The organism is Diaminobutyricimonas sp. LJ205, assembly GCF_009755725.1.
Lineage (GTDB): Bacteria > Actinomycetota > Actinomycetes > Actinomycetales > Microbacteriaceae > Ruicaihuangia.
Map to the genome: position 1 here is coordinate 1218275 of NZ_CP046619.1, position 12564 is coordinate 1230838.

Below are 12564 nucleotides of genomic sequence, written 5' to 3' on the forward strand. Positions count from 1 at the left end.
CCATCGGTGAAGGCAAGACCTCGACCGGGCGGGGGTCGAACCTTACGCTGGAAACCATGACGGGAAAGCGGCCGCCAGAGGATGCTCGGCTCAAAGCCGCCCGATACCGGTTGGACCCCGCGCTCGCCGAAGAGCAGGAGCAGGAGCCGGCAGCGGCGCCGACTGCCGACCAACGCGCTCAGATCTCCGAGATGGCGATTCAGCAGGCGATCCGGCGCGGCGAATTCGACAATCTTCCCGGCACCGGAAAGCCCCTGACCAACCTGAACCGGGTGTACGACCCGGATTGGTGGCTGCGCCAGAAGATCGAGAGCGAACGGATAACCGGGCTCGGACCGCCTGCCCTGACCCTGCGCACCGAGGATGCGGCGCTGAACGAGCGGCTCGACGGTGTCAGCACCGAGGCCGAGGTCCGGAGCATCCTCGAGGACTTCAACAGGCGGGTGATCGAGGCTCGCCGTCAGCTGCTCGGTGGCCCGCCGGTGATCACACCCACCAGGGACATCGACAGTGAACTCGAGCGGTGGAGAGCACGGCGTGCGGCGTTGCGTGAGCAAGCTCAGGCGGTGCAGCAGGTTGAGGCGCCGCCGCCTGCTCGAAGTTGGCGCGAGCGCAGACGGGCGAAAAAGGCCCGCTGAATGCTTCAAAAAAGCTGAGAATAACCGCAGAAAGTGCTGGGACCAATTCTTTGAGGATTGATCGTTCTGTTAGCAGCGATCGCCACCAGCGTGCCGATCGAGCGGCATTAAGTCTGATCTAAGGCTCGGGGCGGTGCGGACCCGCATGGAGGCAATGCACCCGACATTTGGATGACTTATTCAGAAAAGCCACGAAAGCTGTCGGCTTCGTCCGGGCACAGTGCCTGGAATCGTTCGAGCTTGAGCTTGCGACGCGTTCGCGCCGGTTGGCTCTCTGGTGAATCTCTATGTCAAACCGAATTAGTCGTTTGTTCCCGTCCGGCCGACGCCGGGCCAGCGTTACCGAAAAGCACCCCAAGCAGCAGCACCCCAAACATCTGAAGCACCACCTTCACAGCGTCCTCGCGGTTGGCGCTGTCGTCGCCCTCGCAGGCGTCGCCGCAACCGGCTTCACCGCGCAGTCCGCTGCTGCGGCTGAGGCCACCGAGCAGGCCACCGCACAGCTCGTGCAGCAAGCCGTCGATCAGAACTCCGACAAGCGCATCATGTTCGAAGACCGAACGGCGGGTGCGGCCACAGTCGCGGCAACGACTGCGCACGGCGTCATCGCTGCGGCACAGGGCAAGGCGGATGCCACGGCTCTCGCCGCCTCGGTCGCCGCACTTGAGCAGGCCGATGACCGCGCGCCGATCCAGCTTCTCCAGCTCGTCAGCCAGGTCGAGACCGACGCTGCGGCGGTGCAGGGTGCCATCGTCGAAGCCGACCGCGTCGCCGCGGAGGCCGCTGCCGCAGCCGAAGCTGCTGCTGCGGCGAAGGCTGCCGAGGCGGCAGCCGCCAAGCGGTCGACCTCAACGGGCTCATCGGGCGGCAGCGCAGTCAACGTGAGCCCGGGCAGTGCGCAGGCGATCGCTCGCGACATGATGGCTTCCCAGTACGGCTGGGGCGAAGACCAGTTCAACTGCCTCGTGAAGCTCTGGAACAAGGAATCCGGCTGGAACGTCAACGCGTACAACAGTTCCAGTGGCGCTACCGGTATCCCGCAGGCGCTGCCGGGCAGCAAGATGGCCACCGCCGGCGCTGACTGGAAGACCAACCCCGCCACGCAGATCAAGTGGGGCCTCGGCTATATTGCCGGCTCGTACGGCGACCCGTGCTCCGCGTGGTCCACGTCCCAGGCAAAGGGCTGGTACTGATCCGCTGATCACGAACGCGCGCTGATCGTGAAACGCTCCCGAGTTCTCTCGGGAGCGTTTCGCGTTTGCCGTTGAATACGGGAAAGGGCTCTGGTAAGTCTGAGGTCCACGTCTACCGCCACCCCGGAGCACTCATGGGCAAGCTGATCTACGGCATGAACACCTCGCTCGACGGGTACATCGCCGACGAGCGTGGTGACTTCGACTGGAGCGCGCCCGATGCCGAGGTGCACGCGTACATCAACGCCCTGACTGCGTCCGCAGGAACGCACCTCTACGGCCGCAGGATGTATGAGGTCATGCTCGCGTGGGAGTCCATCGAACTCGAGGGCGAGCCAGCCGAGATCCGCGACTTCGCCGCCCAATGGCGTGAGGCCGACAAAGTGGTGTACTCGCGCACCCTGTCTGAGGTCTCCAGTGCCAGGACCCACCTTGAGCGCGAGTTCGACGCCGACGGAATCCGAGCGCTGAAAGACAACGTCGAATCCGACATCCTGATCGCCGGTCCGGACCTCGCCAGACACGCGTTCCTCGCCAACCTGGTCGACAAATGCCACTTGTTCGTCTCACCGGTCGTCGTCGGTGGCGGCAAGCCCGCTTTCTCCCAAGGCCTCCGAGTCGACCTGGACCTGGTGCAGCAGCGAACGTTTGACAGCGGCGTCATTCACCTCGGCTACCGGGTGCGCTGACCCTTCATCAAGATCGCCTGAGAACGCTCTCTCTGCCTTGACAATCACGCACCACGAGCAGAGTGTTACATACGCAAGACCCGACCACACACCCGAACTACCCGCGGCGGTCGCTGCTGATCGCCGGTTCAGGAAGTTATGCAGTACGTCCTCGGTATTGACATCGGAAACAGATTCGTAGCCGCTTCGCTTACCCCTATCGAAGACGACGAATCGGTTGTTCCGCACGCGCTCTTCGAAAGCCCGGTCCCAGCACTCGTGTACGTCGACGACTCCGGTCGTCTGATCGCCGGAGGCGGAGCGGAGCGAGCAGGAGCCGAGCATCCGGAACGCCTCATCCGCGACTTCACGGAGCGGGTCGGAGATCCGACGCCGATCATTGTCGACGACTTCGAGTTCACCGCCGATGAGCTGTATGCAGCCGTCGCCCGATGGGTGGTCGACGAAGCCCAGCAGCGCGAGGGTGACCCGCCGGACGCGATCGTCGTGAGCCATCCGACGGGTTGGGGCGGCTACAAGGAAGAGCTGGCCGCGCAGGCGCTCGCCTCCGCCGGATTGCCGGCCGCGGTGCTCATGAGCGAGGCGGAAGCCGCCGGGCGGCGGCACGCCGTTGATTTGCCTCCTGGCACCATCCTTGCTGTTGTCGATGCTGGAGCACTGAACCTTGATGTCGCCTTGCTGCGGAAGGTTCGCGAGGACTCGTTCGACACCATCGCGACCAGAAGCGTCGAAGGGCGCGGTGGCGCGGATATCGACGATCTGGTGTTCCACCACGTCGCCGCGAACCTGGGCTCTTCGTACGCTGAACTCGACACCTCCGACCCCGAAGTCGTCGCCGCGCTCGGCCAGTTGCATGCCGAATGCGCGGTCGCCAAGCAGACCCTGTCGTCGGATTCCGAGGCATCGGTCCGGGTTGACCTGCCTGGTGCGCACACCCAAGTGCGCATCGTGCGCTCCGAGTTCGAGACTCTCATCGAGCCATTCGTCGACACCGCAGCCGCCACACTCAGCGAACTGCTGGAATCCGCACACATCCGTTCCCGCGATCTGGCGGTTGTCGTGCTGGCCGGCGGCATTGCCCGCGTTCCACTCGTCGCCCAGATTCTGTCGCAGGAGTTCGAGCGCCCGCTAGCCATCGATCCCGACCCCACAGTGACGGCCTCCTTGGGAGCGGCATCAGCGGCAGCGGCCGCGGCGATGATCGTGGCGGATGCAGCGGGGTCCGCCATCCCACAGACGAGCGACGACGCTGCCACACCCGAAGGCGACCTGCAGCCAGCGGCGAACGTCCGTCCGTTCCTATGGCCGCCCGCTCGGGGTTCCGTTCGCCGAATCGGCGCCGGAGTTGCTGTGGCCGCTGGAGTCACCGGGGCACTCGTGCTCACCGGGACCATGTGGGATTCGGTGGTTCTCAGCGTCGGCTCGTTGTTCTCAGGAACCGATGGTGACAACAGCGCGGCAGACCCCAGCGCCGCTGACGCCGGGGGAGCCCAAGGCGCGGCCGCCGCGCCCAACCCGACAACTCCGGATGGATCCCGCGGCAACGATGCTGCTCCGAAGTCGTCGAAGAAGGACTCGGCAGGCAAAGACTCCGCGAGCAAGGACTCTGCGAAGAAGGACAAGGACACGGTCGTACCCCGCCGCGGCGCGAAAGCGAACGCGCCGGGTGCCGGATCGACCGCGGTGCCAGCGCCGACGATCCCCGGGCCGACCCCAGCGCCTGCCGACCGAAGCACCCCGAACGGGACAACGCCGAGCACGCCGGCGAACCCGAGCCCTGATCCGACGCCGGATCCAACTCCGGACCCGACGCCGGATCCAACTCCGGACCCGACGCCCGACCCGACTCCGGATCCGACGCCCGACCCGACTCCGGACCCAACGCCTGATCCGACGCCGGATCCGACTCCGGACCCGACACCTGATCCGACGCCTGATCCGACACCGGACCCAACGCCTGATCCGACTCCCGACCCGACACCTGATCCGACTCCCGATCCGACACCGGACCCGACCCCGGACCCCACACCGGACCCGACCCCGGATCCCACGCCGTCTCCGACACCGACACTGGCGCCGACCCCCGACCCGACACCGACACTGGAGCCGACCCCCGACCCGGCACCCACCGTGGCGCCGACCGACCCCGCACTGGAATCCCCGGCCGGGTGATGGAGCGTGCTGAACCTCGGATGCTCGAGCGCCGAGTCAGGCTGCGGCATCCGCGGCACGGTCGCAGCGTCCCTGCTAGCCGAAGTTGCCGCCGCGCCCGGCGAGAGGCTGCTCACTGGGGTGTCCGGAGTTGCCGGGTCCGGTAAGAGCGCGCTCCTGGACGATCTGGCCGACCAGTACCGTTCGCTCGGGGTCTCGGTGCGCCGCGAACTCGTCGATCTTGACCGAGCCGGCGAGGAGTGGGACCCGGTGGCCCGGGAACGCACGGCCGTGCTCGTCGACGACGCTCACGAACTGCCCGACCAGACTCTTGCCCGCATCCGCGGCCTGGTGGGCCAGCCCCAGCTCAACCTGGTTGTCGCCTACGGACTGTGGCCCAACCCGCCACTGCTCAAGCGCCTCGCGAGCGATCTGAGCCGCCACCACCTCCCCGTGGTGCTCGGCCCGTTACTTCGCGCGGACATTGCGGCCCACATCACCGCCGCAGCGGGCCTCGCCCCGAATCCATTCGTCGACAAAGTCTCCGAACTTACCGGCGGCGTGCCCTGGCTGGTGCACGCCGTGATGCGCGCCACGCGCGAAGACGGTCGACGAGTCGTGATCGACGCGGCAGTGTTGCGAAGTATCAAGGAACAGCTTGGCTTGGAGCTCACGGGCGTCGACGAAGAACTGCACGAACTCCTGCTCGCCCTCGCCGTCGGATTCGACCTCGCCGGCCGGCTTCCTCCACACCTGGACGGCGTTGACCTCGACGGACTGATCGCCAGGGCCCGCGCCGCTGGGTTCGTGCTTTCCGATGGTCGGATCGTGCCGCTCATCCGTGGCGCACTGCTTCAAACAACGCCGGTCTACCGCGTGCACTCGCTGCAGCGCGCCCTGGTGGACGTGTGCATCGCCGATGGGCGGCCGCTCGACGAGGTCGCCCGAGTGCTCGCGCTCGGCGGGCTCAAAGACGCCCGGATCGCAAACGCCCTCGAACACGCCGCCGATCGTGTGCTGCCCACCCAGCCGACGCTCGCCTCCACCCTCTACGACGAAGCCACCGCTGCGGGTGGTGACGAGCTGGCCACGGCCGCGCGCCGGGCCCAGGCGGCATCTTCGATCGGTGACCTGGACGGCGCCGCCCGGATCGTCGATGACCTGCTTCACCACGAGGATGCCCCCGACCTGACCCGAGGGGTCGACGTCGCCGCGGCAGTCTGGGCCCAGCGGGGCATGCTGGCTCGCAGCGCCGAGATCTACCGATGGTTGGGCGTCGAACAGGTCGGTGAGTCCGCGGCTCTCGCGGCGGTCGCCATGATCGGCACGGGCGACCGCGACGGTGCCGATCGGATGCTCGCCGCGACCGCGCCGGCCGGATCGGTTTCGGTGCTCACCGTCGCTTCCACGCTGATGGGCCAGGGGCTGCTGCACTCCATCGATGAGAGTGCGCACGACGCGCTGCCCGCCCTCGTTCGAGCCTCCGACATGATGACCGCTTCGGGTGCGACCGCAGCGATGCCCGAGTTCCCCGCAGCCTTGGCCGCCCTGGTGGCGCTCAACACCGGCGACCTGAGCATCGCCGACTCGGTGCTGGATGCCGCGATCGAACGCGGCCAGTGTGGACCCGCCGCGCGAGGACGATTCCTGCTGCTGAAAGCGTGGGCCGCGATGATGGCCGACCGCACCGATCTCGCCGCGCAATGCATCCGCCAGGCCACCGAATCGCAACAACAGCTCACGCCGCGTGATGAGTTGTGGTTGCGTGCGCTCGAAGTGGGTCTGGCCAGGCGGGCGGACGACGTTCCCGGCATGGTGTGGGCGTGGCAGCGCGCACGCGAAAGCATCCTGCACGTCGCCGTGGATCTCTACAGTCTGCTGCCGCTGGGGGAATTGCTCATCGCAGGCAGCCGGCTGGGCGAAGTGCATCGAATCGAAGCAGCGCTCGCCGAGGCGTGGATGCTGCTCGATCGGCTCGGAGACCCCCCGCTCTGGGCGCTCCCACTGCACTGGTCCGCTATCCAGTCCGCGATCCTTACCGAACGCCCTGCTGACCTCGCCCCGCACGCGGCGTCACTCGCGCACGCCAAGGCGCACAGCCCGATGGCGGCCGTGCTCGCTTCCGCTGGCAAGCAATGGGTGTCGGTCCTGGCTGGCAAGGTCGACGTCAGTGCGGTCGAAACCTCGGCGCGTGCACTGGCTTCAGTGGGTTTCACCTGGGACGGTTCACGGCTCGCCGGCCACGCCGCAGCCCGGGCGGATGACCGCAAGGACATGGCCCGGCTCCTCGCCTGCGCGCGCGACCTGCACCCACGCACGCCAACCGACGAAACGCCGACGGCGTCGGCTCCGGGCCGCTCGCAGGTTCGGGATGCGTCGGTGTTGAGCGCCCGGGAACGAGAAGTCGCCAGGCTGGTCCTCGAGGGCAAGACGTACTGGGAGATCGGCGAGGCGATGTTCATCTCACCGCGCACGGTCGAGCACCACATCGCCCGGATGCGGCAACGGCTTGGCGCGACTTCCCGCGGCGAGCTGCTCGACCAGTTGCGAATCGCGCTCGGGCCGGACGGGGAAGCCCCCCATGGCCCCTAACCGGCCCCGAAGCAAACCCCCCACCCCCCGGCGCGAGTTAGGGGTTACATCCCCGATGACCCGCGCCCAGAGCCTTCGTACGGTCGTATCAAGCCGAAAGCACCACCGCCGGCCCGACCCGAAACCACACATCCAACGAAGGATCTACCCATGACCACAATCACCACCGCGCTGCTCGAGTTCTTGATGAACCTGTTGAAGAACCCGGATGCAGCCGCTGCGTACCGCGCAGACCCCGAGAAGGCCCTCGACGACGCCGGCCTCGCAGACGTCTGCTCGGACGATGTGGACGCCGTCATGCCGGTCGTGCTCGACTCCGCGCGCGTTCGCGAACACGACAAGGACGACAAGGACAAGGACCACGACCACAAGGACCGTGACCACGATCACAAGGATCGCGACCACGATCACAAGGACCGTGACCACGATCACAAGGACCGTGACCACGACCACGACCACGACAAGGACTGGGACGACCACGGACACGCGGTTCAGCAGATCTCGCACGTCGTGAACAACTACTCGTACACGAACGACACCAACGTCGACCAGTCGGTGCACCAGAGCATCTGGGCGAAGGGTGACGTCAACCAGTGGTTCGACAACGACTCGATCATCGCTTCCGGCGACCACGCGATCGCGGCCGTCGACTCGGACATCGATGTCGACAACTCGACCGACAACTCGGTTGACAACTCGGAAGACAACTCGGTCACCGTCACGGATTCGTTCAACGACAACTCCGACAACTCGGACAACTCCGACAACTCGGTCACCGTCGGGGACGTAACCATCGAGGACTCGTTCAACCCGGATGTCGAGATCGAAGACTCGTTCAACGACAACTCCGACAACTCCGTCGACAACTCGACCGACAACTCGACCGACAACTCCGTCGACCTGGATGTCGACATCGAGGATGTCACCATCGAGGACTCGTTCAACGACAACTCCACTGACGTTGACATCGAGGACTCCTTCAACGAGGAGACGACTGAGGTCGACGTTGACATCGAAGACTCGTTCAACGACGAGTCGACGACCATCGAGGACTCCTTCAACGAGGAGACGGACGTGGACGTCGACGTCGACGTCGAGGACTCCTTCAACGAGGACAACTCGATCCATGTGGAGGACGTCGAGGTCGAGGTCGACGACTCGTTCAACGAGGACTCGTTCAACGAGATCGAAGACTCCGTCGTCGTGAACGACGTCGAGGTCGAAGCAGCTCCGGAGGCTCACCCCGCCGGCTAGTAAAAACAGAACACTACAACCCGAACAGCGGGCCCAGCAGGAAGCTTCTTCCTGCTGGGTCGCTGCGCGCAACTGAAAAGCCCCGAAGGAGACGTCAATGAGCGACTTGGTGAGACTGGTGGAGCGGGGCATTGAGCTCGCCAAGACCGGGGAACGCCCAGACCTGGGCCGTCGGCTCGAACAGACCCGGCGTCGACTGCTCGACCCGAGCACGCGCGTGATGGTTGTCGGTGAATTCAAGCAAGGCAAAAGCCAACTCATCAATGCCCTCGTCGGAGCCCCGGTATGTCCGGTCGATGACGATGTCGCCACCTCGGTTCCCACCGTCGTCCGGTACGGCGACAAGCCATCCGCCGTGCTGATCGCGCCCCAAGCCGGGGCGGCGGACGGGGAACAGACCCTCGTCAGGCGCAACGTCTCGATCGATGCCCTTGCCGCGCACGTCGCCGAAAGTGGAAACCCGGGGAACCAGCAGCGTCTGGTCGCCGCCGAGGTGTTCATCCCTCGCAAGGTCCTGGGCGGTGGACTCTCGTTAGTCGACTCTCCGGGTATGGGCGGGGTGGACTCCACTCATTCGCTGGCCACCCTCACCGCGCTGCCGACCGCTGAGGCGATGTTGCTGGTCTCGGATGCCTCCCAGGAGTACACGGGACCCGAGATCCAATTCCTCCGGCACGCACTGCGGGTGTCGCCGAACGTCGCATGCGTGCTCACCAAGACCGACCTGTATCCCGACTGGCGTCGCGTCGCCGAACTGGACCGCGGCCACCTCGACAAGGTGGATCCGAACATTCCGCTGTTCGCGATCTCCTCCGAGATGCGTCTGCTCGCCGGCCGGCTGGAAGACGCCGAACTCAACACCGAATCAGGGTTCCCTGCACTGGTTGCCTACCTTCGGCAACACGTCCTCGCCCAATCCGCTCTGCTGCAGCGCCGCTCGGTCGCCCACGATCTGACCTCGGTCACGGACCACCTGCGGCTGTCGCTCCAAACGGAGCTGAGTGCGTTGACCGACCCCGAGAACACTCCGCAGATGCTCGCCGAACTGCAGGCCGCGAGGGAACGTGCTGACGACTTGCGCCGCAGGTCCGCGAGATGGCAGGTGACCCTCAACGACGGCGTCAGCGACCTGATCGCCGACATGGAGTATGACCTGCGCGACCGGATGCGCAGCATCCAGCGGGATGCGGATGCCGCGATCGATGCGGCCGACCCCGGACCGATCTGGGACGAACTGGTCGCCTGGCTCGAGGAACGCGTCGCGTCCGCCGTGTCTGACACGTTCGTGTGGACCAACGAACGCTCCCAGTGGCTGTCCCAGCAGGTGTCCGAGCACTTCACGGGTGAAGAGCGCCCGCTGCCGATGTTCCGGGTCGACAGCACCGACGAGGTACTCGAACCTGTCGAGCCCGTTTCTGAACTGGACTCCGGCCGGCTGGGGCCGATGCAAAAGGTCTTCATCGGTATGCGCGGGTCGTACGGCGGCGTGCTGATGTTCGGCCTGCTGACTGGGATCATCGGGATGTCACTGATCAACCCGATCTCCATCGGTGCCGGTGTGCTCCTCGGTGGCAAGGCCTACCGCGACGAGCGCGAGACCAGGCTCAAGCGCAGGCAGTCTGAAGCCAAAAACCTGATCCGCAGCCACATCGACGATGTCATCTTCCAGGTGGGCAAGCAGCTCAAGGACAGGCTCCGCCTCGTGCAGCGTGCAACCCGGGACCACTTCACCGAGATCGCTGAGGAGCACGTGCGCTCGCTCAACGATTCGGTGCTAGCCGCGCAGAAAGCGGCGACCTCGTTCACCCTGGAGCGGGAACACCGAATGAAGGCGATCCGCGAGGAACTCGCCAGGGTCAGCGACCTCCGCAAGCGTGCCGAGCAGGTCGACACCGCCGCCACCGAGAAGACCACGCCGCAGAAGGCGGCATCATGACGACTGCGACGCCGATCCAGGTTGCCGGGCTTGTCGCCGACGCCCTCGAGGTCTACCGCGACGACCCGACGGCGCGCACCAGGCTCAACGCTTTCGCCGAGCGGTTGACCCAGCCGTTGCGGGTCGCGATCGCCGGAATGGTCAAGGCAGGCAAGTCGACGCTGCTGAACGCGATCATCGGTGAGGAGATCGCACCCTCAGACACAGGGGAGTGCACCAAGATCGTCACCTGGTACCGCTACAGCGAGACGCCGCGGGTCACGTTGTTCCCGACCGTCGGCGAACCGCGCGGCCTGCCCGTCAAACGCGTCGACGGCCGGCTCAGCTTCGATATCGGGCAGACGAAAGCCGAGGACGTCAAGCGCCTGGTCGTCGACTGGCCGGTGCAGAGCCTCCGCGGGCTCACCCTCATCGACACCCCGGGCATCGCCTCACTGTCCGAGGACGTCTCGGCGCGCACCACCGACTTCCTCACCCCCGAGGACACCGCCTCCGAGGCTGACGCCATCGTCTACGTCATGCGTCACCTGCACTCGGCCGACCTCGGCTTCCTGACATCCTTCCGCGATGCCGTTGCCGGCGACTCCGGCACTGTGAACGCCATCGGGGTGCTCTCGCGAGCCGACGAGATCGGAGCCGGCCGGATCGACTCGCTCATCTCCGCCCGCGACATCGCCGAGCGTTACCGCCGAGACGACTCGCTGCGGGAACTCGTGCTCGGGGTGCTGCCGATGGCGGGCTTGCTGGCGCAAAGCGCCCGAACCCTGCGCCAATCCGAGTTCAACGCGCTCGCCGAAGTGGCTGCCCTCGATCGCGACGAGCGGGAGCGGCTGATGATCTCGACCGACCGATTCACCCGAGCCACGGACGTTACCCTCAGCCCCGAGGTGAGGGCGACGCTGCTCAGCCGTTTCGGCATGTTCGGAATCCGGATGGCATCCTCGCTGATTCGCAATGGGTTCACCGAACCCACCGAACTCGCCCACGAGTTGGCCAGGCGCAGCGGCCTCGGCGAACTCACCCGCCAACTGAGCGGACTGTTCCAGGCCCGGGCCGAGCAGCTGAAGGCTAGGGCAGCTCTCATCGGCGTGCAGAAACTCATCCGGGAGCGCCCGCACCCGGGCACGGACGCCCTTGCCGCCGAGATCGAGCGCATCTTCGCGGGAGCCCACGAGTACCGCGAACTGCAGGTGTTGGCTGTCGCCCGTACGACCGGGCTGCCGCTGGCTCGTGACCTCGCGGATGACGCGGAACGCCTGGTCGGCGGGCGGGGAGTGTCGGCCGCCGAACGGCTTGGTCTGGCGCCGGATGCCTCGGTCGAGGAAGTGCGGTCGGAAGCACTCGCGCAGGTGCACCACTGGCGGGCCCTGGCCTACAGCCCGCTCATCGACCGGGCTGGTGCGAAGGTGTGCCAGGTCGTGGAACGCAGCTGCGAGGCGATCCTGGCCGAGACCCGGTCAAGTCCGTTGGTGACCGTCACCGTTCCGATCAGCCCGGAACCAGCCCCAGGCACCCGGCATGAGGCTGGTGAGGAAAGCCGCAACCGCTAGCAGGAGCTGAGCCGCCAGCAGGATGCGCAGGTACAGTCCCTCCTGCTCCGAAGTGACCAGGAACGCATCCGCAAGCACGGCGACGGCGGTGTGCACCAACAGCAGAAAGAAGATCGCCCACCGAACCGCCCCGTGCCTTCGCATCATCCGGCGAACCAGGATGCCCTCCACCAGGACCACCACGCTGACCGCCACGAGAGTCGCCCAGAACAGGAACGTGGCCACGTTCTTCAGCGTTCCGGCATCCTGACCCGGTTGGACATCCTCGACCACCCCGGTCAGCCACTCCACCTGCGTGTTCCGTGCCAGGAAGGCGAACAGCAGCACCCCCATGCCCGCGACGAAACTGGCCCACCACAGGTACCGCGAGACAAGAATCGTGACAGTCGGCGGCACCGTCTTCGGCACGGGAGCGGGCGTCAGGTTCGACATCCGGGGCCGCGGCGGCCGCGCGGGCGGGGCGCCGGGTCCATCCGGACGCTCCGCCAGATTGTCTGTTTCCGACTCTGGAGACATACCTCGTAATGTAACCCCAACCCGGCCTCCAGGAAGCCCGCGACT

At 66.2% G+C, this 12564-nt stretch carries 9 protein-coding genes; 8 read left to right on the forward strand and 1 reads right to left on the reverse strand.

What is annotated here, in order from left to right; translation table 11 throughout:
* Positions 1–56 precede the first annotated feature (56 nt).
* From GO591_RS05800 to GO591_RS05835, 8 genes are all read left to right on the forward strand, one after another.
* The gene (locus GO591_RS05800; RefSeq protein ID WP_157155948.1) at positions 57–638 is read left to right on the forward strand and encodes a DnaJ family domain-containing protein; all 582 of its coding nucleotides are present in this window, start codon (positions 57–59) and stop codon (positions 636–638) included.
* Between the two features lie 287 nt (positions 639–925).
* The gene (locus GO591_RS05805; protein ID WP_157155949.1) at positions 926–1831 is read left to right on the forward strand and encodes an aggregation-promoting factor C-terminal-like domain-containing protein; all 906 of its coding nucleotides are present in this window, start codon (positions 926–928) and stop codon (positions 1829–1831) included.
* A gap of 134 nt (positions 1832–1965) precedes the next feature.
* Positions 1966–2520: a dihydrofolate reductase family protein gene (locus GO591_RS05810; protein WP_157155950.1), complete on the forward strand. Its 555-nt coding sequence runs from the start codon at positions 1966–1968 to the stop codon at positions 2518–2520.
* Positions 2521–2658: 138 nt separating this feature from the next.
* Positions 2659–4692, forward strand: a complete 2034-nt coding sequence (locus GO591_RS05815; protein WP_157155951.1) for an Hsp70 family protein — start codon at positions 2659–2661, stop codon at positions 4690–4692.
* Between the two features lie 6 nt (positions 4693–4698).
* Positions 4699–7263, forward strand: a complete 2565-nt coding sequence (locus tag GO591_RS05820; protein ID WP_232466289.1) for a LuxR C-terminal-related transcriptional regulator — start codon at positions 4699–4701, stop codon at positions 7261–7263.
* Positions 7264–7413: 150 nt separating this feature from the next.
* On the forward strand, positions 7414–8517 hold the full coding sequence (locus GO591_RS05825; protein WP_157155952.1) for an IniB N-terminal domain-containing protein: 1104 nt from the start codon (positions 7414–7416) through the stop codon (positions 8515–8517).
* A gap of 97 nt (positions 8518–8614) precedes the next feature.
* Positions 8615–10453, forward strand: coding sequence for a dynamin family protein (locus GO591_RS05830; protein ID WP_157155953.1), 1839 nt, complete (start codon positions 8615–8617; stop codon positions 10451–10453).
* Complete coding sequence (locus GO591_RS05835; protein ID WP_157155954.1) at positions 10450–12003, forward strand: dynamin family protein; 1554 nt, start codon at positions 10450–10452, stop codon at positions 12001–12003. Before GO591_RS05830 ends, GO591_RS05835 begins: the two co-directional genes overlap by 4 nt.
* Here GO591_RS05835 and GO591_RS05840 read toward each other — a convergent pair.
* A complete protein-coding gene (locus GO591_RS05840) occupies positions 11911–12519 on the reverse strand; it encodes a hypothetical protein (RefSeq protein ID WP_157155955.1) in 609 nt (202 codons plus the stop codon). The genes GO591_RS05835 and GO591_RS05840 overlap by 93 nt on opposite strands.
* Positions 12520–12564 lie beyond the last annotated feature (45 nt).